Origin of the sequence: Phyllobacterium sp. SB3 (assembly GCF_040009165.1) — a bacterium.
Classification (GTDB): domain Bacteria; phylum Pseudomonadota; class Alphaproteobacteria; order Rhizobiales; family Rhizobiaceae; genus Phyllobacterium.
Genome location: NZ_JBDYKI010000010.1, coordinates 106168 through 131649, shown reverse-complemented (window position 1 = coordinate 131649; position 25482 = coordinate 106168). Strand labels below are relative to the sequence as shown.

Sequence of the window (25482 nt, the reverse complement as noted above, 5' to 3'; positions counted from 1 at the left end):
ACTCCATTGTTGCAACTAAGTTCATCCCTTGTTATTCGCGCTCCCTCTTGACGCAGGCACCGCGCCGGATGAAGTTGATATCATGTCAAATTCCGTTCGTTTTTTTCTAAATGGTCAAATTCACCAAGCCAGTGTGCGACCCGATACAACGGTGCTCGATTGGCTGCGCAGTGCGCCGCGCCTGACTGGAACCAAAGAGGGCTGCGCCGAGGGCGATTGCGGTGCGTGCTCGGTACTGGTCGGTCAGATTGATGGCGGTGAGGTGAGATATCATGCGGCCAATAGCTGCATTCTCGCCATGGGGCAGATCGATGGTAAGGCGCTGGTTACAGTCGAGGGGCTGAAAACAGGTGAGTTGCATCCTATACAGGCTGCAATGGCTGAAAACGGATCGTCACAATGCGGATTTTGTACGCCGGGGATTGTCATGTCATTGGCTGGACTAGCGGCGGCAAATCCGCAGGCGGATGATGAAGCAATCCACGATGCGCTGGCGGGTAACCTTTGCCGCTGCACCGGCTATCGCCCAATTGTGGAGGCGGCTCGCAAGGTTGTTGCTGCCGGTGGCGCTACGATTACCGGGCCGCATGTCGCGGCGTTTGCACAGATCGAACCGCAGCCTTTGTTGTCAGAGGGAGGGGCCGTGTTTCATCAGCCCGCTTCCCTGAATGAACTTCTGGCCCTGCGCAGCGAGAAGCCTGACGCAATTCTGCTCGGCGGCGGTACGGATCTCGGTGTCGCACTTGCGGACTATCATACTGATTGGAACGAGGTGATATCGCTTGGTTCGGTACGCGAGCTAAGGCAAATCAGGGAGACCGATAATCATCTCAGCTTCGGTGCGGCGGTTACATGGGAAGAGATTTTGGCACATGTGGGCGGCTATTATCCATCACTTGCCACGCTTATTCGCCGGTTCGGATCGACACAGATACGCTCAATGGGAACGATTGGCGGGAATATCGGCACGGCCAGCCCTATTGGTGACGGGCCGCCTGCCTTGATTGCACTTGGCGCAGAGGTCGAACTGGCGTCACTCAGCGGACACAGGTTCCTCCCGCTTGAGGATTTCTTTCTTGATTACCGCAAGACTGAACTGCGTCCTAATGAGGTAATTGCTTCGGTGTCCATACCAAAGCCAAAGGAGGGCCAGGAGTTTCGGGTCTATAAAATATCCAAACGATACGATCAGGATATTTCGACGGTTTGCGGGGCTTTCTCAATCGTCCGCGAAGATGGACAGGTGCGTAGTGCCCGTATCGCCTTTGGCGGCATGGCGGCGACACCGCTGCGTGCAACCGAAGCCGAGCAGGTGCTGGTCGGAACGGATTTTGACGAGCGGGCGGCGAATGCCTGTGCCGACGCGATTGGCGCGCGATTCAAGCCGTTGAGCGATTGGCGCGGCAGTGCCGAATATCGATTGCAGGTTGCGTCAAATCTGGTCGAACGCTTCCGGCGCGACGTGGCGGGCGAGACAATAGAGGTCATGGCGCTATGAATACTGACGCCAAAATCGTTCAACGCAGCATTGTTGGCAAAGGCATCGCCCATGACAGCGCTGCGCGTCATGTGGCTGGTGAGGCGAACTATATTGATGACATGCCGGAACTGCCGGGAACACTACATGCGGCATTTGTGCTTTCGCCTGTAGCGCATGGCAAACTCAATGGTTTCGATGCCAGCGAGGCGCTGGCAATGGCTGGCGTTGTCGGCGTGTGGTCGGCCAAGGATGTGCCGGGTCATAATGAGGTCGGGCCGATACATACCGGCGAGACATTGTTTGCCGAAAATATTGTCGATCATGAAGGGCGGGTGATTGCAGTCGTTGCTGCCCGTGATTTCGAAACGGCCTATCGCGCCGCCAAAAAGGTCAAGCTGGATATCGAGCCGCTTGAGGCAGTGCTTGATATTGAGGATGCGCATCGCCGCAAAAATTATGTCGTGCCCGTGCAGGAGGTCGTTGACGGCGATGTCGATGCGGCACTGGCCGGTGCGCCATATGTCTTTTCCGGCAAGCTCAAAATGGGCGGGCAGGATCATTTCTATCTGGAAACCCATATCGCCTATGCCATTCCAGGCGAAAACGGCGAAATGCTGGTGCATTCGTCAACGCAGCATCCAACCGAAGTGCAGCACCATGTTGCAGGTATTCTAGGCATCCATGCCAATGCGGTGGAGTGTCAGGTGCGGCGCATGGGCGGTGGTTTTGGTGGCAAGGAAAGCCAGCCGACGATTATTGCCGGGGCTGCCGCGCTGATCGCCGCAAAGACCGGCAAGCCCTGCAAGATGCGGTTGAAACGCCGTGACGACATGGCTGGAACCGGCAAGCGGCATGATTTTGTCGTGAACTGGAAGGTGGGCGTCGATGAGCGCGGGCGCATTCTTGGGCTTGATGCGGAATATCTGGCGCGGGCTGGCAATCTGCCGGACCTGACAGGGCCGGTTATTACACGGGCGCTGACCCATACGGACAATTCATACCATATTCCGCATGCCCGTTTTGTCGGCCATGCCTGCAAGACCAATACGGTTTCCAACACGGCCTTTCGTGGCTTTGGCGGGCCGCAGGGGATCATTACTATTGAAGCGGTGATCGACACGATTGCACGCGAGTTGAAGCTTGAGCCCAACGCAGTGCGGGCGATCAATTACTACGGCGATGACACGGGTGATACGACACCTTACGGCCAGAAGGTTGATGATAACAGGTTGGTTGAAGTGACTGACGCCGTGCTCGCTTCTGCCGATTGGCAGCAGCGGCGAGCGGAAATCGACGCGCATAATGCGGCCAATCCGATAATCCGGCGCGGATTGGCGATGATGCCGGTAAAGTTCGGGATTTCATTCAACCTGACCTCGCTCAATCAGGCGGGAGCGCTGGTGCATGTCTATCTGGATGGCTCGATCTTCCTGAACCATGGCGGTACGGAAATGGGGCAGGGCCTGTTCGTCAAGGTGGCGCAGGTTGTGGCGGAAGTGTTTCAGGTCGAACTGGACATGGTCCGCATTTCCTCAACCGCGACGGGCAAGGTGCCCAATACCAGCGCGACTGCGGCTTCCACGGGTTCCGATCTCAACGGCATGGCCGCTTTCAAGGCGGCAACGGCGATCAAGGCGCGGCTGACGCGTGTTGCGGCGGAGCATTTTGACGTCGAAGAAGAGGTGATTATTTATCGCGAGGGCCGCGTTCACGCCGATAATCGCTCTGTTTCCTTTGGCGAGCTGGCAAAAATGGCTTGGGCGAAACGCGTGCAGCTTTCGGAAGCCGGTCATTATGCGACGCCGAAGATTCACTGGGACGGCAAGACCATGAAGGGGAGGCCGTTCTTCTATTTCAGCTATGGCGCGGCGGTGGCGGAGGTTGCCATTGATACGCTGACTGGCGAAACGCGCTGTCTTCGCGCGGATATTTTGCAGGATGTCGGCTCGCCGCTGAATCCGGCAATCGACCTTGGCCAGATTGAAGGCGCCTTTGTGCAGGGCATGGGCTGGGTCACGTGCGAAGAGCTTTGGTGGGATAAGGCGGGACGATTGCGGACCGTGGGACCATCGACCTATAAAATACCGGGCTCCCGCGATGTACCGCCGATATTCAATGTGCGTATCCTCGATAATATGCCGAACCGTGAGGAAACAGTGTTCCGCTCCAAGGCCATTGGCGAGCCGCCTCTGATGCTGGGGATTTCGATCTGGCTGGCGATCCGCGATGCAATTGCTTCAATTGCCGGGTCGGTACCGCAACTGGATAGTCCTGCCACGCCGGAAGCAGTTTTACGCTCGGTGCGGGAAGCAAAAGGCAAGCTGAATGATTCGTGATTCTACTGGATATGGATGGCAAAATCATTATGCGTGGTTCGACAAGCTCACCATGAGGATGGGCGGTGAATTGCAGTGCGGTCAAAATCAGGCGCCCTGCAATCAATAAACTTTCCTCATGGTGAGCTTGTCGAACCACGCACGGGCATCAGTGCCATTGGAAATGAACTGGATGACAATGAATCTTGATCAACTGAATGCTCTCAGCGCCGATGAATTCAATGAAGCGCTTGGCGGCATATTTGAACATTCGCCATGGGTGCCGGAAGGTGTGGCGGACCTTCGGCCCTTTTCGAGCGTTGAAGAACTGCACGCCGCCATGAGCAGCGTCGTGGATAAGGCAGGGCAGATGGCGCAGCTCGGCTTGATCCGTGCCCATCCTGATCTTGCCGGAAAAGCCGCACGGCAGGGTAGGCTGACATCAAGCTCGACGTCTGAACAGAAGGGCGCGGGCCTCGACAGGCTGACCGATGAGGAGTTTGAAGAGTTTCATGCTCTGAACAATGCTTATCAAAGCCGCTTCGACTTTCCATTCATTCTGGCAGTGCGTGGCCATGACAAATATTCGATATTGGCGGCATTTCGCAAACGGCTTGAGAATAATTCCGGCGAGGAAGTGCTGGAAGCGCTGCATCAGATCGGGCAGATTGCACGCTTCCGCCTAGATGATCTGATTTCGGGAGAGGTTTGAAATGGGCAAGCTATCGACACATGTGCTGAATACGGCAGAGGGTCGGCCCGTTGAGGGTGTGCGGCTGACATTGCATCGCATCGACGTGGATGGCGTGCGGAAACTGCTTGCAACAGCAGTGACCAATGCTGACGGCAGGACGGATGCGCCCTTGTTGTTTGCATCGGATATGGCCGCCGGGCAGTACGAACTGACCTTTTATGTGGGCGAGTATTTCAGGGGCAACGGCGCTTCGCAGACGGAGCCCATGTTTCTTGAGGACATTCCGATCAGGTTCGCAATTTCAGACGTACAGGGCAATTACCATGTGCCACTGCTGGTGACGCCTTGGTCGTACTCGACCTATCGCGGGAGTTAGCATCTCTATCTCCCCCCACAAGGGGAGAGATAGAGGGCGCTATGCAGTGCCTACCCATAAACTCCTGTTACCGTGAGAATGCGCTTTTCATCACCCTTGAGATAAACCAGATTGCTCGACGAGACCGGTGAAAGTTCATTGCAAGGGATGGTTGTGTCCCCCGCCGTACCAGCACTCAGCGAAACGCCATCCTGCAAAAAGATCGCGCCGAAAGCCTTCTGCATGAGCGGCGAAATATCGATTGCGATGTTTTTCTTTAACGGATCAATGATCTGGATCGCATCGCCCTTGAGCCATGATTTTATATGGTCTGGATTTGAAACCTGGAGCTGATCGGCGGTCGTATCCCACTTGACCCATGCCGACTGTGCTGGCGAGCGCGTTGTGTTCCAGATGCGGACCATTGCGGAGCCACGCATGCTCGTTGCGAAAATTGCGGCGGCCATGTTTGCACCGAGGTTGAGCAGGTTGGCCGAAACCGAAACGACAGTCGGGGTTGCCGGGGTGGAGGAGGGCTGGAATATGGTCGCTACCCCAGAGGAGGCTGGCAGGAAAATGAAACCAGACTGCTTTTTGCCTGTAGCTGCGTGAGCTACCCCTGAAGGGAAGCGTGCAAGGCCGGTTGCGCCATCGGCGACCATCACATCGGACCATTTCGAGCCATCGGCGCTGGTTTTTATACGGAAATCGCGGCCCCACATGGTGCCCATTTCGGCGCGGCCCTGATAGTTCGACTGGAAAAGCAGGGATGCTGCCTGATTGTCATCAGCCTTATTGATCTTGAGTTGATGGCCTGCGCCGGAGTGATCAAACAGCGATGCAGGGCTTTTAATTGAGAGCCGGTTTGTGTCGTCGGCCGTGGCTTCAATGCCGAGGCGGGATACCGGATTGGTCCTGATTTCCATGCTGATCCATTTGTTCTGATGGAAAACGACAAAGTTTTCTTCTTCTTCCACCCAGACATTCCAACCTTCCAAAGCAGTGAAGAATGCCCATGTGCCATCCTGCCATGCCGCGATTTGATTATCCCTGTTCGCCCATAGGCCCGTCGCCTGTGTCCCTACAATATAGCGTGTACCCTCAGCGGCGACGGCTGATGGAACTGACAGGCTGCGACTCACCACAGAAAGCTGTACGAGAGCATCGAGAACTCTTATGGCCTCGTTGTGGGTCACATGCTTTTGTGCTTGTGAGGGTGCGATATAGGGGAGTTTGAGGTTCGAAGTCTGTTCCATTCAATTGTCCTTTTTCCATGCATTGAAGCGCTGGACTCTAAGGCCGAATGAAAGGGTGTTGGATAAGTCGCATCCCGTGAGATGACCGGGCAACTAGCACGCAGACAAAGATTGCAATTATACCGACCTATGCTACTGCTCTGGCCTAATTACGAATACCGGGGAATAAAGAATTGGAAACATTCCGGCAAAGCATCTCAATGATGCCGCGTCGTTACAAGCAGATCCTGCTTGTTATTTTCGACATGGTTACACTGACATTTGCAGTGTGGCTCAGCTATTTGCTGAGGTTCAGTGTGTTCTTCATGCCGAACGGCGAACAGATCATGCTTATGATCTCCGCTCCCCTTATTGCATTGCCGATATTCATTCGCTTCGGCCTCTACCGCGCTGTCATCCGTTATCTGCCGGACAAAGCAATCTGGACGATGATACAGGCAGTAACAATTGCCGTTATCGTCTGGGTATGTCTGGCGTTCCTCACGCAAATGACCGGCGCTGCCGGTGTTCCTCGCGCAATTCCCTTTCTATACTGGGTTTTGGGCATTGCCATCATTTGTGGCAGCCGGTTTGCGGCGAAATGGCTTTTGTGGAGCCCCTTGGGCGGAAAACTCCTCGAACGCCAATGCGTTATTTTTGGCGCGGGCGACGCAGGGCGGCAGCTTGCCAATGCGTTGCGATCCCAGAAAGAAGTGTTCGTTGCCGGCTTCATCGATGATGACAAGAGCCTGCAGGGCATGGATATACTCGGAATCCGCGTCTATTCGCCCGCAAAGATCGAATATCTGGTCGAGAATTTCGGCATCAAGGAGATGATCGTAACGACCTCTGCGCTGAGCGGTATCGAGCGGCGCAAGCTTGTCGGTCGCCTGAAAGCCCTGGACGTGAAGGTCCGCATTCTTCCAGCGATTTCCGACCTTACTGCCGGAAAATATATCGTCAGCAATCTGCGCGATATTGATATTGACGATCTGCTGGGGCGTTCGCCTGTTCCTGCTGATCCGGAATTGCTCGACAAGACTGTCGAAGGGCGAGTTGTACTTGTCACTGGTGCCGGTGGGTCTATCGGCTCGGAACTCTGTCGCACAATCGTCAAGCTCGCCCCTGCCAAGCTGATCATATTCGATGTCAATGAACATAGTATCTATCAACTGCAGCGTGAGCTGAATGCTATCAGTGATTGCATAGTCGTGCCGGTTCTCGGATCAATCAGCGATGCCATTCTTATTCGGAGGGTATTGGCCGAGCACAAGGTCGAGAATGTATATCATTGCGCGGCCTATAAGCATGTTCCCCTCGTGGAAGAGAATGCGGTCGAAGGTGCGCGTAACAATGTAATCGGTACAGAGGTGCTGGCCAAAAGCTCGCGTGATGCGGGAGTTCGTAATTTCGTACTCATTTCCTCTGACAAGGCGGTAAGGCCGTCCAATGTGATGGGAGCGACGAAGCGCTGGGCGGAATTGATTGTTCGCTATTACGGGAATCAGGCTCAGGCCGCTGGTCAGGTATTTGCCTCGGTCCGCTTCGGCAACGTCATAGGATCGAGTGGCTCGGTCGTGCCATTGTTCCGCGAGCAGATTTCCAGCGGCGGACCGCTGACTGTCACGCATAGCGACATGACCCGTTACTTCATGTCGGTACGTGAGGCCGCAGAACTGATCATACAGGCCGGAGCATTGTCCAGCGGCGGCGATATACTCATGCTTGAAATGGGCGAGGCTGTACGAATTCGCGACCTTGCCGAAAACATGGTGCTTCTCGCCGGATTATCCGTCAGGGACCACGATAATCCGGATGGTGATATCGAGATTATTACAGTCGGTGTTCGTGATGGTGAGAAGCTGCATGAGGAACTCTTCTATGAGCCTGCCAGTGTGACACCAACGCGTCATCCGAAAATCCTGCAGGCACAGCGCCGTGTGAACGCGCTCGATCATTTGCCGGGCGCGATCGATGAACTGCATAGTCTCATCGAAAAACAGGATGCGGAGGGTGTCCGTAAGTTGCTTTATGGGATCGCAGCTTCCTGAGCGATCTTAACTCGACGGCTTGCCACGTCTTAGCTGTCTGAGCAGCACGACAACTGCGGCGACGGCGATCAGGATGGCGAGCGCACGGCTCCAGCCTCCATGCACTGTGAGCAGGGCACAGGCTCCAAGGATGAGATTTGTTATCGCCACGCCGGATATTATTGACCAGACCGACCAACCGGAGCGTTTGGCCACCTGATAAGCATGCTTGGAGTGAGCATTCAGAATGTTTTCGCCCGCAATCAAGCGCATCAACAGGGTTGAAGTGGCGTCGGCGATAAAGAAAAGCGGCAGTATCAACCCCGCCCAAACAGTCATATCACGTGCCGCCATGAAAAATGTGAGGCCGCTGAGCAGGCCGATAGGCAGGCTGCCCGAATCGCCAAGAAAGACTTTTGCTTTCGGGCGATTGAAAAAGAAAAATCCGGCCAGTCCGCCTGCAAGGGACATGGCAAGATTTCCTGTGCCGTAGCCGACGAACCCAAACACTGAAAAGCCGGCGAGCAATGCGAGGGGCAGGCCGAGCCCCGCAACAACCATCAGGTCTATGCCGTCCATGAAATTGGTGAGGTTGATGAAGTAAATCAACGCCACTACAAGCAGCGCCCGCTCCAGTAGAAACGGGAGAAAATCCGGCAGCAGCCGGAAATTCTCGCCAAGCCCGTAAACGGCAACCACCGATGCAATCAATTGCGAGGCGAGACGTACGGATTCCGGCAGATGATGGCGGTCATCGAGAAAGCCGATGATCCATAAAAGTAGGGCTGCAAGAGTGGCTGGTACGAGGAAATGCGAAGAAAGACCGGCATCCATGCCAAAAATCCAAAGGGAAACAAGAATGGCCGGTATCAAAGCAAGGCCGCCAAGCTGGCGCGCAGGCTGAGTATGGTTCGACCGTTCGGTGATCGCGGCCCCCAGAAAATTTGACGGCAGCATCTGCATAACCAGCCAAAGCAAAATCGCGCTGGCGACCGCGACAGAAACAAACGGAATGATGATGGTGTTCAATGCTGGTCCCCGGTCAGATATGCAACACAGCACCCTTGTCATGAAAATAATGCGGAAACAATTGTGGGATGAGACAAACTGGCAGATCATTCACGTTGCACAAGCTGGAACCAACGGTTATAAGCCGCGCTGTCGCATAAGGATTTCAGGTCCGGTGCAGACATGTTGGGGCGTCGCCAAGTGGTAAGGCAACGGTTTTTGATACCGTCATTCGGAGGTTCGAACCCTCCCGCCCCAGCCAAATCTTCATCGCAATTTTATAATGATTTCTGCGGTTTGCTCTTGTTTGCGAGATCAGCTTTTATCGCGTCTATATTTTATTGATTTAGGAATAAGACATTGAGTAGCAAAGCTGGTTCAAAAGCGAAGTTTTTGAAGCAATACATAGCAGCGCTTCAGCGATGTATCGCGCCGGCACAATCGACAAAGCCACCATGCGTGAGTTTGATCAAAGCTGTCTCGTTGTTCCCGAGTTTGAGCCAACGGCGATTAAGGCATTGCGCGATAGCCATCATGTTAGCCAGCCGGTATTCGCCAGCTATCTCAATACCAGCGAATCAACAGTTCAGAAGTGGGAAAGCGGCGCGAAGCGGCCGAGCGGCATGGCGTTGAAGCTGCTTTCCGTGGTGCAAAAACATGGCATTGAGGTGCTGCGCTAGGCAATCAGTCTAAAGAAGATGCTGCACCCGCTCGACGGCCCAGTGATAAAAGCTTCCTTCAACCGGCGGCTGATTGGAGGGCGTCTTCTTGTGGATATGGAATCCGATGAAATCCGAGTGGTTTAGTGGCTCAAGTCCAAAGGCGGGATCATAAATGCGCAAAGCATTCCGGCCTGTCCAATAATAAAAGCTCTGCTTGGGTGCGGCGTCCTTGAAGAACCCATAACGTTTGGCAAGGCGGGAAATACCATCATTTCCAAAGACGGTAATGCCAATGGTTGCAGGCGATATCTTCTGTCCTGTTAGACGAAACCATGCCGGACGCAACAGTCCACGTCGAAGACCCAGCCAATTGGGCAGAACATCGGTGCCTTCGATATAATCATAGAACTCCTTTATGACTGGACTATCGGGGGGCATATAAAGTGCCGAGACGCCAAGCCGTGTGAAGTTTTCACGTGCGAGATAGGGTTGTTCCGGGGCTGGATGAAACTGCTTGGTCAGATAAACATCTGTGTCCAGCCAGACGCCTTGCCGATGCTTCATAAGGGCAATACGAAAGATATCGCTAAACTGCACGATAACTCGTTTCTTCTTGCGAACATCCGGAAAGTCAGGGTCCAAACGTTTGAAATAGTCTTTATCCAAGATTGTCGAGGCGTCGTGCCACTCTATCGATTTGGGCAGATTTTCAATGGGTTCGTAGGCGAAAAGCTTGACCCTTTGACCGGCCAGCACCATGGATGCGAGGCAGACCCTGTCGACTTCCCGCAAACGCGGCCCGTACCAGAACGTACAAATATCCATAAGAGCAAAGTCCTGCCTGAAAGCCGGTCATCTATTGCGAAGCCCATGCGTCCGTCAATTGCCATCTTTTCAGACGGTGCCTGTTCCCGGCGATATGGGGCGGATTTTTTTTCTAGCAAGATGCGCTTTTAAAACACGGTGACGGCGCATTGTCGGCGGAGTGGAACGATGTTCTGATAATAAGTCATTCAGGGCAATAAATTGGCGCGGATTTATGTTGGCCCGAGAAACTATCCTTTTCCTAAAGCGGGACGCTACACTATGTTTGCGGCCGCTGCCGAAACGTGATGAACTGCGTTTGGGTTTGGTCGATGTTCGTTGCAGGCTTGATGCCTGATGACATGAGTGGATAGTGATTTTTATGACCAGGAATTTGACGCATCTCCAGCGTCTTGAAGCCGAAGCGATCCATATTTTTCGTGAGGTTGCCGCTACATTTGCCAATCCGGTGATGATGTATTCCATTGGCAAAGACTCATCCGTAATGCTGCATCTGGCGATGAAAGCCTTTTATCCCGCCAAGCCGCCTTTTCCTTTCCTGCACATCGACAGCACGTGGAAATTCAAGGAGATGATTGCGTTTCGTGATTCAGAAGCTGAGCGTCTCGGTTTTGATTTGCGTGTTCACAGCAATCAGGAAGGCATTGAGCAGGGCATCAGCCCTTTTGTGCATGGATCGAACACGCATACCCATATCATGAAGACCGTGGCGTTGCGTCAGGCGCTTGATAAATACGGTTTCGATGCTGCCTTTGGCGGTGCGCGACGCGACGAGGAAAAAGCCCGCGCGAAGGAACGTATATTCTCCTTCCGCAATGCACAGCACTCGTGGGACCCGAAGAACCAGCGACCTGAAATGTGGAAAATCTACAATACGCGTGTCGCCAAGGGTGAGTCGATCCGGGTGTTTCCGATCTCCAACTGGACCGAACTGGATGTCTGGCAGTACATCATGCAGGAGAATATTCCGATTGTTCCCCTGTACTTTTCCGCCGTGCGTCCGGTTGTGGAGCGTGATGGGATGCTGATCATGCGCGATGACGAACGCATGCAGCTTCTGCCGGGTGAAGTAATACAGCAGAAAATGGTGCGTTTCCGCACACTTGGATGCTATCCTTTGACGGGAGCCGTTGAATCCGACGCGGCAACGCTTCCCGAGATTGTCAGTGAAATGCTGATCTCGCGGACATCGGAGCGTCAGGGTCGCATGATCGACCGCGACGAAGCCGGTTCGATGGAAAAGAAGAAGCGCGAGGGCTATTTCTGATGAGCAAACTAGCCCAGATCGAAATACCGGCGGCACAGTCCGCTGCCGATGAGATTAATGCCTATATGGCTGAGCAGGAGAAGAAGTCGCTGCTGCGGTTTCTCACCTGTGGTTCTGTCGATGATGGCAAGTCGACATTGATCGGCCGTCTTCTCTATGACACCAAACTGATCTTTGAAGACCAGCTCGCGGCATTGCAGAACGATAGCCGCAAGCATGGCACGAATGGCGAAGACATCGACTTTGCTCTTCTGGTTGATGGATTGGAGGCCGAGCGCGAACAGGGCATCACAATCGATGTCGCGTATCGTTTTTTCTCGACGCCGAAGCGCAAATTCATCGTTGCAGATACGCCGGGCCACGAGCAATACACGCGCAACATGGCGACGGGTGCTTCTACGGCAGACCTTGCTATTGTGCTCGTCGATGCGCGGCAGGGGATTTTGCGTCAAACGCGGCGTCATAGCTTTATTGCTTCACTGCTGGGTATCCGCAACATTGTCCTAGCGATCAACAAGATCGATCTTGTGAACTATTCGCAGGAAGTATTTGAGACGATTGTTGCGCAATATCAGGAGTTTGCGAGCGAACTCGGATTCAAAACCATACAGGCAATTCCTCTTTCTGCGCGCTTTGGCGACAATGTAACTGCGCCCTCGGAAAACCTGCCTTGGTATAAAGGTCCATCGCTTCTGCAGCATCTTGAGAATGTAGTGCTGGATGATGCCGATACCACGCGACCGTTCCGCTTTCCGGTCCAGTTCGTCAATCGGCCCAACTTGGATTTCCGTGGATTTTCAGGCACGATCGCATCCGGCAAAATTGCGCCGGGCGACGAGATCGTTGTGGCCAAATCAGGCAAGACTTCGCGCGTAAAACGCATCGCCAACTGGGACGGCGACCTCGATAGCGCGGGAGAAGGTCAGGCTGTCACCATTGTCCTGGAAGATGAGGTCGAGGTTTCGCGCGGCAATATGCTTGTCTCGCCGGATAATCGGCCCGAGGTAGCAGATCAGTTTGCTGCGCATCTCGTCTGGTTTTCCGAAGCTCCTCTGATTCCCGGTCGCTCCTATATCCTGCGCACCGAGACCGATCAGGTAACAGCGACGATCACCGATCTGAAATATCGAATCGATATCAATAGTTTCGCACAGGAAGCAGCCAAATCACTCGATCTCAACGAGGTCGGCGTCGTCAATATTTCGACGCAGGAAGCGATTGCATTCGATGGTTATAAATCCAACCGTTCCACCGGTTCGTTTATTCTCATCGACCGGCTGACAAATGCGACTGTCGGCGCCGGCATGATCGACTTTGCATTACGGCGTGCCTCGAATGTTCATTGGCAGGCTCTCGATGTCGACAAGACATCACGTGCTGGCCAGAAGGATCAGAAACCTGCGGTGATCTGGTTCACTGGTCTGTCAGGGTCGGGCAAGTCCACTGTAGCCAATCTTGTCGAGAAGCGTTTGGCAGCACTCGGCAAACACACCTATATTCTGGACGGCGACAACGTCCGTCACGGACTTAACCGCGATCTTGGATTTACTGAAGAAGACCGCGTGGAGAATATCCGCCGCGTTGGCGAAGTTGCCAAGCTTATGGTCGATGCCGGGCTGATCGTGCTTGTGTCGTTTATTTCGCCGTTCAAAGCGGAACGACGCATGGTTCGTGAATTGCTTGGTGATGGAGAATTCATGGAGGTTTACGTCGATACGCCATTTGAAGAATGTGCGCGACGCGATCCAAAGGGACTTTATGCCAAGGCGTTGCGGGGTGAAATCAAGAATTTCACCGGCGTGGATTCGCCTTATGAGGCGCCGGAGAATCCAGAGCTTCACCTGAAAACCGTGGGGCGGACAACGGAAGAACTTGCCTCGGAAGTTGAAAAGCTGCTCATTGATCGCGGGATCATCTTTAACTTCGACCATAGTTCTTGGTCGATCTAGTCAGGGCTAACGTGACAGTAAATCCGGCACTTCCAACAATAGACTACGCGTCGCTGCTTTCGGTATTCGAGAAAACCGCGATTGAAGCCGGACTCGAAATCCTGCGCATCTATGAGGAAGGCTGCGACGTGGCGCTTAAAGAAGACAAGTCGCCTGTCACTGCTGCTGATCACGCTGCCGAAGCTATTATTCTGAAAGCATTGCGGGAGGCAACTCCGGACATTCCGGTGGTTGCGGAAGAAGAGATTTCCGGTGGCCATGTTCCGGGCGATCTCGGTGGCAGGTTCTATCTTGTCGATCCACTGGATGGCACACGCGAATTCGTCAATCGCAATGGTGACTTTACAGTGAACATTGCTCTCATTGAATACGGTGTTCCGGTTTTGGGCATAGTCTATGCTCCCGTACGTGGCTGGTTGTTTACCGGCGGTCCTGATGGTGCAAAGGAAATCACGCTGGATCATGAGGGAGGTGTGGTTTCGACGAAGCAGATTTCCTGTCGCACGGCACCGCAGCAGATGATTGCGGTTGCCAGTCGCTCGCATCGCACGCCGGAAACTGATGCTCATCTTGAAGATTTTGATATCGAAGAATGTGTTTCCGTTGGTTCGTCGATCAAGTTCGGCCTGCTGGCGCGGGGCGAGGCAGACATCTATCCGCGACTGAGCAGGACGATGGAATGGGATACGGCAGCCGGTGATGCGGTGTTACGGGCGGCTGGTGGTGTAACGCTGACGCTCGATGGTGAATTACTCACCTATGGCCGTCGCAATCAGGCGGATGACGCGGATTTCGCCAATCCCGGTTTCGTCGCGCGGGGCAGATTGTAATCAGTAGCCGGCTTCGCGACCATGACGGATCGCGAGAATAACAACATTGCCTTCTTCATAGCGGTACAAGGCAACATATCCGCTGTCGCCAAAATCGATCAGTAGTTCACGATAGTAGTGCTCCATTTCGTCAACGGGGCGTCCGGCTTGCGGGTATTGTTTTAAAAGCTCAATAGTCCGCAAAATCGCATCGGCTGCTCTTTTGGCAGCAGCTGGATTTTTGGACTTGAGAAATTGTCTGAGCCGCTCGAGATCACGCAGCGCCGCTCCCGTGAAAATTATTTGTGGCATTCGGGAGCAGGTGTTTCGTCGTCGTTACCCCATGTATCAAGCCACTTAGTAACAGCATCGCTGGTCACGTGTTCGCCACTGGTCTGATATTCCTCCCAAGAGGCAATTGCTTCGTTACGAAAAGTCTGACGCTTTTCTTCTCGCTCCAAATATTGTTCTATGGCTTCCTTCATCAGCCAATGAGGCTTCCTGTCACGACTTTCCGCCAATCGTTGCAACCGATCCTTTACGGAACTATCCAATTTCACGCTGGTGATCGAGATCGAGGCCATCAAAATTCTCCAAAGGTAATACCAAGTAATAATATACGGCCATTATTCGAAATTTCCTATTTAATAATTTGTCTATCCCGATCCCTTGCGCAGCAGGAGCGTCACCACAAAGAATGCACCGATTGAACTTGTAACGACGCCGATGGGCAATTCCTGCGGAGCAAGCAGCAGTCTTGCGGTAAGATCGCTCAGCAGGAGCAGTATGGCTCCGAACAGTGTGCAGGTTACAATCAGTCCTGAGTGAAGCTGGCCGGAAAAGCGGCGGGCAATATGCGGGATCATCAGGCCGACAAAGCCGATGACACCTGAGACCGAAACGAAAATCGCCGTTGAAAAAGCGCAGACGATAAAAACGATATTGCGCGTGCGATTGACGCGTACTCCAAGGCTCTCGGCAGTGTTTTCGCCAGCCAGAAACGCATCGAGATTGCGGTGATTGTAAAGCGCGAAGATGAGGATCGAAGCAAGCCCGATCAGCGCCAGTGGCAGATTATCCCAGCGCGCCAGCCCTAAACCGCCAAGTGTCCAGAACAGTACCGAATGAGCCGCGCGCTGATCACCGGAAAAAACCATATAGTTGGCTAGTGCCGTGAAGATAAAGGATACTGCAAGGCCAGCGAGGATCATGCGTTCCGGGCCTTGACCCTGTACACGCCGCACCAGCAGCAGGACGATAATAGCGGCGAGCATACCGCCGCTGAAAGCTGCTACAGGCAGGGTCCACACGCCAAACCGGTCCCCGAAAATGCTGATGACTGAAACGGCGCCAGCCGCTGCACCGGAAGAAAGGCCGAACAGAAATGGATCGGCGAGATCGTTGCGTGTGACTGTCTGCAGCATTGCGCCGATGATACCAAGCCCCGCACCGACACACAGGCCGAGAATAGCACGTGGCAGGCGCAGGTCGACGATGATCCGTTCAATGGGCACTGTCGTAGTCAGATCGCTCAGGCCCGAGAAGTGTGCCAACGCATTGATGACATCGCCAAGTGCGATGAAAGTTGATCCATAGGCAATCGAAAGCAATGCAAGCACGATGACCAGCACCGTACTTGCTGCAAGTGTCAGCTTTGTTCGTATCGGGAGATGCACTCAGAATGCTTCCGGATGCATTGCCTTGGCGATTTTCGCGATGGCTTCGATATTTGCCGGTCCGGGTGTGATTTCGGCATACCGCAGGGCAACAAAGCGCTCATTCTTCACGGCATCGGTTTCCTTCATCGCCGGATGGCTTTTCAGGAAGTCGAGGAGCTTATTGTACCCGGCATCGTCCTGATAATCGAGCAGCACGAGGAATTCCGGATTGCGCGCTGCGACAGTTTCCCAGGAGGTGGTAGCCCAATTTGATTCCAGATCATCCATGATGTTGACGCCGCCAGCTTCGCTGATCAGCGCGGTGGGGATAGCGAACTTGCCCGCAGTGAATGGCTTGTCTTCACCGGAATCATAAAGGAATACACGGGTTCCGCTATTGGCACCGACCTTCTGCTTGATCTCAGCCAGTTGGGCCTTCCAGCCGGAAACTAGCTTATCAGCTTCAGCTTCCTTGCCGAAAATCTTGCCCAACTTTTCCATGTCATCATAGAGCAAATCCATGGTAGCGGCAGGGCGGTTTTTGTCGATGTGAACGCAGCTTTCCGACAATTCCAGCGTCTTGATGCCGTAGGGAGCAAGTGTGTCGGGCGTAACTTCGCCGCCGACACGCATGCCATAGTTCCAGCCTGCAAAAAAGAAATCCGGCTGCACGGCAATAAGATTTTCAAGTGTCGGGTTCTTGGGTGCCAGTTCCGGTATGGAGCCCTGCTGTCTGATGAACGCATCGTCCAGCTTGTACCAGCCGGTGATGCCGGTCACGCCAACCATGAGTGGTTGCAGGCCAAGCGCAAAAGCCATTTCGCTCATATTAATATCGTTGACGACAACACGTTTGGGGGCGGCATCGAATGTCAATGATCTGCCGCAGCTATCGACCGTCACAGGAAGGGCGAAGGCTGGTGCCGACAGCATGGTCAATGCGAGGGCGAGAAAAGACTTTTTCATCAAATGCTCCGTGGATGAGGGTGGGTATCGTGATTTTGTTCGGGTGCTTCAAAGACCATGAGATCGCGCTGGCGCGAGGGATGCCGCAGGCGGAGCACGTCAAGATCGAAAACGTCACTGACAATGCGCGGGGTCAGCGTCTCATCCGGCGTGCCTGATGCTACCAGCTGTGTGCTATGCATGACGGCAACATGGGTTGCGAATGGCGCGACAAGCGGCAGATCGTGCAGGACAGCGATGGTTGTGACATTCAGACCTGCGACCAGCGATAAGAGTTCGCTGCGGGCTTTGGGGTCGAGGTGATTGGTAGGCTCATCGAGAAACAGGATGGCGGGCTGTTGACTGAGCGCCCGTGCCAATTGCATGCGTTGACGCTCACCGCCAGATAGCGAGCCCAGAGGACGGCGGCGAAAATGCGTGATCCTTGCGCGCTGCATCGAATCCTCGACGATTTCCCGGTCTGCCGCTTTGGTAAGCAAACCAAGATGCGGAATACGCCCGAGCGATACGTAATCCTCGACAAGCAGCTGCTGGTCTGGTGAGTCGGTCTGGCCGACGAAAGCAAACTGCCGGGCACGTTCTAGAGGTGTCATTTGGATGATATTCTTGCCGTTGAAGATGATCTCGCCGGAAGTTTGCCGCTGCAGCCCGGCCAGCATGCGCAGGAGGGTGGATTTGCCAGCGCCATTGGGCCCAATGATTGCGAGACGGGCACCACACCGGACGCTTATAGAAGCAGCATTGACGAGAACATGCGCGCCGGTTTGGTAGCTCACAGCTTTCGCATCAAGCTGGATGTGCGTCATGCCTGTACTCCGATGCCACAAAAATCGTTCGGTCTATTCAACATGGTTTTGCGATATAGTAATGTTATAACAATCGTCAATAACGATCGTGAAATTGGGGAGAGAATCTGGGCGGAAACGCAGACGTTGAGAACGTTCATACCTGTCCATCTGTGGAGGGTAGGGAACGCAGGCGATGATCGGCTTTATGTCAAAGCGTTCGGGACCGCAGCATGCGGACAGGTCATCGCATCGCTCCCGGCACACCCCGTCCGGTTCGAATTTCAATTATGATGGCAGGTCTCCTGGCTCGCGGGTCTCGGCGTTGCCTTGCCTTCCCGGCTTTGCGGCCAGTGGCATTGTCAGGCGTCGCTCACCGCTTACAGTTGCGGGGGCAGCCACGGTTTCGGTCCCTTTTGGGTACGCCTCACCGTGTTCTCTTTTCATCTCCGGCGTTGTCGAGCCGAAGAAACCATCGGTGATGATTACTAGAGGAACAAGATTGGAAATGAAATGGCACAAAAGAGATAGTGCTTGGAAAAATCGGAGGAAATGCTATCTTTGTAGCAGGAGTGAGAGGCAGGCTTTCGCCCGCCTCCCGTTTTCCTGGTGTTAATGAAATGAGACCCGGATAGTGAGTGTCCAGCTCGTCCGGGTCTTTTTCAGTTCCAGGGTGATGCTCAGCGATCTCCCTTTACTGCATTGGTTTCTCTGCGTGGTTCGACGGGGCTCACCATGAGGAAGGTGGTTTGACTGCATGTTAGTCGCCAACCTTCAAGGGTTAACTTCCTGCAATCAGCATACCTTCCTCATGGTGAGCTCCGTCGAACCACGCCGCAAGCCAGATGCAAATTATACTGGCTCTCGCTTAGAAATTATCAGCCCGTTTAAGGTGCAGAATCAGCACGTGCTAAAATAAATGGCAGAATAGGATTTTTAAACGTGAACAAGCGCGTGGAGTAGGCTAGGCTTCGCGCGTACTCTTTGGCGACATTGAATTTTATATTAAATTTCGGGGCGACATGGCAATACACGCAGCAGTCTATCATTTGACGCACTATAAATATGATCGCCCCATCATGCTCGGGCCGCAGATCATCCGCCTTCAACCCGCCCCACACTCCCGAACGAAGGTATTGAGCCATTCGCTGAAGGTCAGCCCGGCCAACCATTTCGTCAATTTGCAGCAGGACCCATATGGCAATTTCCTTGCGCGGTTTGTCTTTCCGGAACCTGTGACCGAGCTGAAGATCGAAGTCGATCTCGTTGCTGATATGACGGTATACAACCCGTTCGACTTTTTCGTTGAACCGGTCGCGGAAATCTGGCCTTTCACCTATCCGGAAGAAATACGCGACGATCTTTCCATTTATATGAAACCGGACCCGATTGGTCCGCTTCTGTCGGATTTTCTGGCGACGATTGACCGCTCCAGCACGAATACAGTCAATTTCGTCGTTGATCTGAACGCCCGTATCCAGCGCGAGATTGGCTATGTGATCCGTATGGAAACGGGTGTGCAGGAGCCGGAAACCACATTGAATGTCCGTACCGGTTCTTGTCGCGACTCCAGTTGGCTTCTGGTGCAGACATTGCGTCATCTTGGTTTGGCTGCGCGCTTTGTTTCCGGCTACCTCATTCAGTTGAAGCCCGATCTTGTGGCGATCGATGGTCCTGCCGGAACCACGACGGATTTCACCGATCTCCATGCCTGGTGCGAGGTTTATCTGCCGGGTGCAGGTTGGATAGGGCTTGACCCGACCTCGGGCCTTTTGACCGGCGAAAGCCATGTTCCATTGGCGACGACACCGCATTATCGCAATGCCGCGCCGATTTCGGGCATGGCCGAACCCGCCAATGTCGAATTCGGTTTCGACATGCGCGTGACGCGTGTTTCGGAGCACCCACGGATCACCAAGCCATTTTCAGACGAATCATGGGACGCGCTGGATGCTCTCGGCAACGAGGTTGATGCGCTGCTGAAAGAACGGGACGTGCGGCTGACCATGGGCGGCGAGCCGACATTCGTTTCCATCGATGATTTTGAATCCGGCGAGTGGAATACGGAAGCCGTTGGTCCGACAAAACGTGAAAAGGCCGACAAGCTTATCCGCCGTTTACGCGATCGTTTTGCACCGGGCGGATTTTTGCATTACGGACAGGGCAAATGGTATCCGGGTGAAAGCCTGCCGCGCTGGACATTCTCGCTTTACTGGCGCAAGGACGGCAAGCCGATCTGGGTTAATCCGGACCTTATCGCGGAAGAAAACAGCGAGGCAGACGTCAAACCGGAGGATGCGGGCAAGCTGCTGGTCGGGATGGCTGGTGAACTTGGCATTGAAGACGAAATGGTTACCGCGGCCTATGAGGACCCGGCGGAATGGATCGTCAAGGAAGGCAATCTTCCGGAGAATGTCGATCCTTCGAACTCCAAGTTGAAAGACCCGGAAGAGCGCAGCCGCATGGCACGCGTTTTCGAGCGCGGACTGACCGAGCCCACGGGGTTCGTACTTCCTGTGCAGCGCTGGAACAGTCAGGCCGCACAAGGTCCACGCTGGCGCAGTGAGAAATGGACGACACGGCGCGGCAAACTATTCCTTGTGCCGGGGGACTCACCCGTTGGTTATCGCCTGCCATTGGGCGCGCTGCCGCATGTGCCGCCTTCAGAGTTTCCATTTATTGTGCCGGTCGATCCCTCGGTCGAGCGGGGCCCATTGCCGGATTCACCAGCGCCAGCAGCGGTTGATGCGAGAGAGGCTTCACAAGCGGTTGCTTCGTTTACCGCCGCTGAAGGCAGCGCACAGGAGCGGGTGGAGCAGGAACTTGGCGAGATTGGCGGAGCAGTTCGGACGGCAATCTCTGTTGAACCGCGCGATGGCCGGTTAAGTGTATTCATGCCGCCGGTTGAGGCGCTTGAGGATTATCTTGAGCTGGTAGGCGCAGCGGAAGCTGCAGCCGCCAAACTCGGTCTGCCGGTACACATTGAGGGTTATGGTCCGCCGCAGGACCCGCGCATCAGTGTCATACGTGTTGCGCCAGATCCGGGCGTGATCGAAGTTAACATTCATCCAGCCTCGAACTGGCGTGAATGCGTTGCGACGACCGAGACGATCTATGAGGAGGCGCGGCAGACAAGGCTTGGTGCGGACAAATTCATGATCGATGGGCGGCATACCGGCACGGGTGGTGGCAACCACGTGGTGGTTGGTGGTGAAACACCCAATGACAGCCCGTTCCTGCGTCGTCCCGACCTTTTGAAGAGTCTGGTGTTGCATTGGCAGCGTCATCCTTCCTTGTCTTATCTGTTTTCGGGCATGTTTGTCGGCCCGACCAGCCAAGCGCCACGTTTTGACGAGGCGCGCCACGATAGTCTCTATGAACTCGAAATCGCCATGGCACAGGTGCCTTTGCCGGGGCATGGTACGCCGCCATTGCCGTGGCTGGTCGACCGGCTCTTCCGCAATCTGCTGGTGGATGTAACCGGCAATACGCATCGTTCCGAGATTTGCATCGACAAGTTGTTTTCGCCCGATGGCCCAACGGGGCGGCTTGGCCTTGTCGAGTTTCGCGGTTTCGAAATGCCGCCGAATGCCCGTATGAGTCTTGCGCAACAATTGCTGGTTCGGGCTTTGATTGCACGTTTCTGGAACAGCCCAATTGAAGGCAGTTTCGTGCGTTGGGGAACGACATTGCATGACCGGTTCATGCTGCCTGCTTTCGTCTGGGCGGATTTTCTCGATGTGCTCGCCGACCTGCGGCAAAACGGCTTTGATTTCCGGCCGGAATGGTTCGAAGCGCAGCTTGAGTTTCGCTTTCCATTCTGTGGGGAAATCGAGAATGAAGGCGTCAAACTCGAACTGCGGCAGGCATTGGAGCCATGGCATGTCATGGGTGAGCAGGGCGCTATCGGCGGTACAGTCCGCTTTGTCGATAGCTCCGTGGAGCGGCTGCAGATCAAGGTCGAAGGGTATAATGCAGCCCGTTACAGTGTCGCGTGCAATGGCCGCGAAGTGCCACTGAGAATGACCGAAACCAATGGCACCGCAGTTGCGGGTGTCCGTTATAAGGCTTGGCAACCACGCTCCGGTCTGCATCCGATGATCCCGGTCAACACCCCGCTGGTGTTTGATATTTACGATCAGTGGTCCGGGCGAGCTATCGCGGGCTGTACCTATCACGTCGCACATCCCGGCGGACGTAGTTATGACACCTTCCCCATTAATTCCAACGAAGCCGAGGCTCGCAGGCTGGCGCGATTTGAACCGCGCGGCCATACGGCAGGGGCTTACGAGCTACGTAAAGAACAGGCTTCGCCGGAATTCCCGATGACGCTCGATTTGAGAAGGCCGCGTGGTTAGGAATAGTTGTGTTATCTATTGTCAATATTTGTTAAAAGTACCGAAGGAACAATCGAAAGAGGGTGTTGCCGTGACTAGCATTGCGCTCAATGAGCACTATGAACGTTTTATCAAAAAACAATTGGAATCGGGCCGATATAACAACGCCAGCGAGATTGTGAGAGCTGGCTTACGTATGTTGGAGGACTTCGAATCAGCTAGAGAAAATTGGCTAAAGGAAGAGATTCCGGCGCGACTTGCAGAGATCAAGAATAATCCGGCGATGGCAATTTCCGCTGAAGAGGTCTTTGCTCGGATTGAAGCTAGGCACCCTGATCGCAAAAAAGCCGGATAGTGGATGAAGTATAAAGTCAAATTTCATCCGCGTGCGGAAAAAGACCTTTTCGAGTTGTATGATTATATAAATGAGAATTTCGGGCCTAATCGGGCCACGGTATTCCTGCGTGAAATTCAATCCTATTGTCTTGGCTTCTCGACATTTCCTCATCGCGGACTCATTCGCGATGATATCGCTAAGGGTATCCGAGTGGTCGGATTCAAGCGTATAGGAAGTATTGCATTCGCGGTACTCGATGATTCTGTTTTGATTTTGGGCGTGTTTTACAGAGGGCAGAACATTGCGGTTGATCCGCTGTCCGACGATGAAACAAAGATGGTCGTAAGCGCAGATGTCACAAGTGACTAAGGCTCAACCAAAACTAAGCCCCGGCCTGCTTGCGGGATACACGCCCTTGCCGGGTATTGCCGACGAGATGGTTGATCCTTCCGGCGTCGTGCGACCTGGCTGGGAAAGACTGCTCGGCGCGCTCGATGAGATTGGGCCGGAGAAGCTTGCAACCCGCTTTGCACGCGCAAACCAGTATCTGCTCGACGCTGGTGTATTCTATCGTATCTATGACGAGAACGGCACGCAGGAGCGGGAGTGGCCACTCGCTCATATCCCGCTGCTCATCAACGAGGAAGACTGGAATACGATTACAGCCGGTCTGACCCAGCGCGCCGATCTGCTTGAGGATATCGTTGCCGACATTTATGGCGAAGGGAAACTTGTCCGCGATGGCGTGCTGCCGCCGGACTTGATTGCATCCAATCCGGAATTCCTGCATCCCGTTGCTGGAGTTAAACCGGCAAGCGGGCGCTTCCTGCATTTCTGTGCATTCGAGCTTGGACGTGCCCCAAACGGTCAGTGGTGGGTGCTCGGCGATAGAACACAAGCGCCGTCTGGCGCAGGGTTCGCGCTGGAAAACCGCGTGGCAACAACGCGCGCACTGTCGGATATTTCCGCATCGATGAATGTTCATCGCCTTGCCGGATTCTTCAAGGATTTCCGCGATTCCATACAATCGCTGGTCACCGATCCACAGGGACGCGCTGCGATCCTGACACCCGGACCAAACAACGAAACCTACTTCGAACATGCTTATATTGCCCGTTATCTTGGCTTCATGCTGCTGGAAGGCGAGGACCTGACGGTTGCCAAGGGCAGGGTGATGGTGCGGACTGTTTCGGGATTGAAGCCGGTGGACGTGCTGTGGCGGCGCATGGATGCTGCCTATATGGACCCGCTGGAGCTGAAATCGGACTCCTGGATTGGCACGCCCGGCATGGTCGGTGCCCTGCGCAGGCGCACAGTCTCGCTTGTCAACGCGCTCGGCTCCGGCATTCTTGAAACCCGCGCGCTGCTCGCTTTTCTTCCGGCGATTTCAAAAGCGCTGCATGAACGTGATCTGGCTTTGCCAAGTATAGCAACGTGGTGGTGCGGGCAGGAGAAAGAGCGCAAACATGTGATGGACCGTCTCGATCAGATGATGGTGGGACCGGCACTTTCAACGCGATTGCCCTTTGAAGACGTGCAGGCAACGGTGCTTGGATCGAAGCTTGACCCTGAAGCACGCAGCGAACTGCTGGCACGGCTCCAAAGCGATGGACGTGGACTAGTTGGCCAGGAGGCGGTCAAACTTTCAACGACGCCGGTTTATGTCGATGGCAAGCTTGAGCCGCGCCCCTTTGTGCTGCGCGTGTTTGCAGCGCGCCACAAGGATGGCTGGAGCTTTATGCCCGGCGGGTTTGCCCGGGTCGGCTTCACGCTGGATACGGCGGCTATCGCCATGCAGCGCGGCGGGCAGGCTGCAGATGTATGGATCACCAGCAAAGGGCCTGTAGCGAAAGATACGCTGCTACCTCGCGAAGATGATTTATTTCAGCGCAACGTGCCGGGAACATTGCCTGCGCGTGCTGCGGAAAACCTGCTTTGGATGGGCCGCTATATTGAACGTGCCGAAGGAACCGCCCGAATATTGCGCGCCTGCCATGCCCGCTTTGCCGAAGCGCCAAATCAGGAGCTGCCGCTGCTGACGGAGATGCGCGCTTACCTCAAACCGCTCGGTGTCGATCTTGATCAGGCAATTCCAAAGGGGCTGCAGCGTTCGATTGATGGTGCAATGCTTTCCGCCGGGCGTATACGCGACCGCTTTTCGCCGGATGGCTGGCTTGCCTTGCATGATTTGTCAAAGACCGTGCATCGCTTTTCCGATGTGGTGACGCCGGGCGATGATGCTACCCGCGCCATGACGATCATCCTGCGCAAGCTTGCCGGGTTCTCCGGTCTCGTCCACGAGAATATGTACCGTTTTACGGGTTGGAGGTTTCTGGAGATTGGCCGCAGGATTGAGCGCGGCATCCAGATGGCCGGCGTTCTTGCGAGGCTGGCTCGTCATGATGCAGCCGAAGGTTCACTGGAAATGCTGCTGGAAATCGGCGACAGCGTCATGACCCATCGTCGGCAGTATAGCGTCTATTCGGGGCGCATCAGCGTGCTCGATCTTCTGGCTCTCGATCCGCTTAATCCCCGCTCGATCATTTTCCAGCTCGATGCGTTGAAAACCGAGTTCAGCTTGTTGCCGGTGCGCGAAACGGGTCGCAATACGCCCGCAGGCATGCAGGTTTTCTCCAAAGATGCGCTGCGCCTGCACACACAATTGGCGATATCGGAAGCCGGGGAATTGAAGCCCGAAACGCTCCATCAGGTTGCCTACGATATTGGTGCGCTTGCCGACGCAATTTCTGACACGTATTTCGCCTGAAGG

Annotated in this window: 21 protein-coding genes, 1 tRNA gene and 1 riboswitch; of the genes, 14 read left to right on the top strand and 8 right to left on the bottom strand. The window is 54.5% G+C overall.

The genetic code is table 11. The features are described from left to right. Positions 1-82 precede the first annotated feature (82 nt). The 4 genes from xdhA to uraH all read left to right on the top strand — a co-directional run bounded on the left by xdhA (position 83) and on the right by uraH (position 4865). Positions 83-1498 (top strand): xanthine dehydrogenase small subunit, encoded by a 1416-nt coding sequence (xdhA, locus tag ABKW30_RS26135; RefSeq protein ID WP_348601875.1) that lies wholly within the window; start codon positions 83-85, stop codon positions 1496-1498. Further along, the gene (xdhB, locus tag ABKW30_RS26130) at positions 1495-3816 is read left to right on the top strand and encodes a xanthine dehydrogenase molybdopterin binding subunit (protein WP_348601874.1); all 2322 of its coding nucleotides are present in this window, start codon (positions 1495-1497) and stop codon (positions 3814-3816) included. The genes xdhA and xdhB overlap by 4 nt, the downstream gene beginning before the upstream one ends. Positions 3817-3988: 172 nt before the next feature. Next, positions 3989-4507 carry a 2-oxo-4-hydroxy-4-carboxy-5-ureidoimidazoline decarboxylase gene (uraD, locus tag ABKW30_RS26125; RefSeq protein ID WP_348601873.1) on the top strand — a complete coding sequence of 173 codons (519 nt, stop codon included), beginning with the start codon at positions 3989-3991 and terminating at the stop codon, positions 4505-4507. Between the two features lies 1 nt (position 4508). Next, positions 4509-4865: a hydroxyisourate hydrolase gene (gene uraH, locus ABKW30_RS26120; protein ID WP_348601872.1), complete on the top strand. Its 357-nt coding sequence runs from the start codon at positions 4509-4511 to the stop codon at positions 4863-4865. A 50-nt stretch (positions 4866-4915) separates the two neighbouring features. On the opposite strand, the gene ABKW30_RS26115 is transcribed toward uraH, so the two are convergent. Then, on the bottom strand, positions 4916-6100 hold the full coding sequence (locus ABKW30_RS26115; protein WP_348601871.1) for a DUF2793 domain-containing protein: 1185 nt from the start codon (positions 6098-6100) through the stop codon (positions 4916-4918). A gap of 200 nt (positions 6101-6300) precedes the next feature. Here ABKW30_RS26115 and ABKW30_RS26110 point away from each other — a divergent pair, with 200 nt between their 5' ends. Further along, positions 6301-8130: a nucleoside-diphosphate sugar epimerase/dehydratase gene (locus tag ABKW30_RS26110; RefSeq protein ID WP_348601928.1), complete on the top strand. Its 1830-nt coding sequence runs from the start codon at positions 6301-6303 to the stop codon at positions 8128-8130. A gap of 6 nt (positions 8131-8136) precedes the next feature. On the opposite strand, the gene ABKW30_RS26105 is transcribed toward ABKW30_RS26110, so the two are convergent. Next, on the bottom strand, positions 8137-9138 hold the full coding sequence (locus tag ABKW30_RS26105) for a glycoside hydrolase (protein ID WP_348601870.1): 1002 nt from the start codon (positions 9136-9138) through the stop codon (positions 8137-8139). A gap of 166 nt (positions 9139-9304) precedes the next feature. Between ABKW30_RS26105 and ABKW30_RS26100 the strand changes: the two genes are divergently transcribed. After that, positions 9305-9379: transfer RNA gene (locus ABKW30_RS26100), tRNA-Gln, on the top strand. Positions 9380-9518: 139 nt separating this feature from the next. Then, the gene (locus ABKW30_RS26095; RefSeq protein ID WP_348601927.1) at positions 9519-9797 is read left to right on the top strand and encodes a DNA-binding transcriptional regulator; all 279 of its coding nucleotides are present in this window, start codon (positions 9519-9521) and stop codon (positions 9795-9797) included. Positions 9798-9806: 9 nt separating this feature from the next. On the opposite strand, the gene ABKW30_RS26090 is transcribed toward ABKW30_RS26095, so the two are convergent. Next, complete coding sequence (locus ABKW30_RS26090; protein ID WP_348601869.1) at positions 9807-10604, bottom strand: glycosyltransferase; 798 nt, start codon at positions 10602-10604, stop codon at positions 9807-9809. A gap of 361 nt (positions 10605-10965) precedes the next feature. Here ABKW30_RS26090 and cysD point away from each other — a divergent pair, with 361 nt between their 5' ends. Genes cysD through cysQ form a run of 3 tightly spaced genes read left to right on the top strand, consistent with a single transcriptional unit; the run spans position 10966 to position 14650 of the window. Further along, on the top strand, positions 10966-11871 hold the full coding sequence (gene cysD / locus ABKW30_RS26085; protein WP_348601868.1) for a sulfate adenylyltransferase subunit CysD: 906 nt from the start codon (positions 10966-10968) through the stop codon (positions 11869-11871). Continuing rightward, positions 11871-13820, top strand: coding sequence for a sulfate adenylyltransferase subunit CysN (gene cysN, locus ABKW30_RS26080; RefSeq protein WP_348601867.1), 1950 nt, complete (start codon positions 11871-11873; stop codon positions 13818-13820). Before cysD ends, cysN begins: the two co-directional genes overlap by 1 nt. Before the next feature lie 11 nt (positions 13821-13831). Next, on the top strand, positions 13832-14650 hold the full coding sequence (cysQ, locus tag ABKW30_RS26075; protein WP_348601866.1) for a 3'(2'),5'-bisphosphate nucleotidase CysQ: 819 nt from the start codon (positions 13832-13834) through the stop codon (positions 14648-14650). On the opposite strand, the gene ABKW30_RS26070 is transcribed toward cysQ, so the two are convergent. The 5 genes from ABKW30_RS26070 to ABKW30_RS26050 form a co-directional block, all read right to left on the bottom strand. Beyond that, the gene (locus tag ABKW30_RS26070; RefSeq protein WP_348601865.1) at positions 14651-14941 is read right to left on the bottom strand and encodes a type II toxin-antitoxin system RelE/ParE family toxin; all 291 of its coding nucleotides are present in this window, start codon (positions 14939-14941) and stop codon (positions 14651-14653) included. Next, positions 14929-15213 carry a CopG family ribbon-helix-helix protein gene (locus ABKW30_RS26065; RefSeq protein WP_348601864.1) on the bottom strand — a complete coding sequence of 95 codons (285 nt, stop codon included), beginning with the start codon at positions 15211-15213 and terminating at the stop codon, positions 14929-14931. Before ABKW30_RS26065 ends, ABKW30_RS26070 begins: the two co-directional genes overlap by 13 nt. 72 nt (positions 15214-15285) lie before the next feature. Next, the gene (locus tag ABKW30_RS26060; protein ID WP_348601863.1) at positions 15286-16305 is read right to left on the bottom strand and encodes an iron ABC transporter permease; all 1020 of its coding nucleotides are present in this window, start codon (positions 16303-16305) and stop codon (positions 15286-15288) included. Beyond that, the gene (locus tag ABKW30_RS26055; protein WP_348601862.1) at positions 16306-17253 is read right to left on the bottom strand and encodes an ABC transporter substrate-binding protein; all 948 of its coding nucleotides are present in this window, start codon (positions 17251-17253) and stop codon (positions 16306-16308) included. Next, positions 17253-18059: an ABC transporter ATP-binding protein gene (locus ABKW30_RS26050; RefSeq protein WP_348601861.1), complete on the bottom strand. Its 807-nt coding sequence runs from the start codon at positions 18057-18059 to the stop codon at positions 17253-17255. Before ABKW30_RS26050 ends, ABKW30_RS26055 begins: the two co-directional genes overlap by 1 nt. Before the next feature lie 256 nt (positions 18060-18315). Further along, positions 18316-18530: riboswitch (cobalamin riboswitch) on the bottom strand. Between the two features lie 530 nt (positions 18531-19060). Between ABKW30_RS26050 and ABKW30_RS26045 the strand changes: the two genes are divergently transcribed. From ABKW30_RS26045 to ABKW30_RS26030, 4 genes are all read left to right on the top strand, one after another. Next, positions 19061-22396, top strand: a complete 3336-nt coding sequence (locus tag ABKW30_RS26045) for a transglutaminase family protein (RefSeq protein ID WP_348601860.1) — start codon at positions 19061-19063, stop codon at positions 22394-22396. Positions 22397-22466: 70 nt separating this feature from the next. Then, entirely contained in the window at positions 22467-22730 is a 264-nt protein-coding gene (locus tag ABKW30_RS26040) for a type II toxin-antitoxin system ParD family antitoxin (RefSeq protein WP_348601859.1), read from the top strand. A gap of 3 nt (positions 22731-22733) precedes the next feature. Next, positions 22734-23081, top strand: a complete 348-nt coding sequence (locus ABKW30_RS26035; RefSeq protein WP_348601858.1) for a type II toxin-antitoxin system RelE/ParE family toxin — start codon at positions 22734-22736, stop codon at positions 23079-23081. Further along, on the top strand, positions 23065-25479 hold the full coding sequence (locus ABKW30_RS26030) for a circularly permuted type 2 ATP-grasp protein (RefSeq protein ID WP_348601857.1): 2415 nt from the start codon (positions 23065-23067) through the stop codon (positions 25477-25479). Before ABKW30_RS26035 ends, ABKW30_RS26030 begins: the two co-directional genes overlap by 17 nt. Positions 25480-25482: the final 3 nt, after the last annotated feature.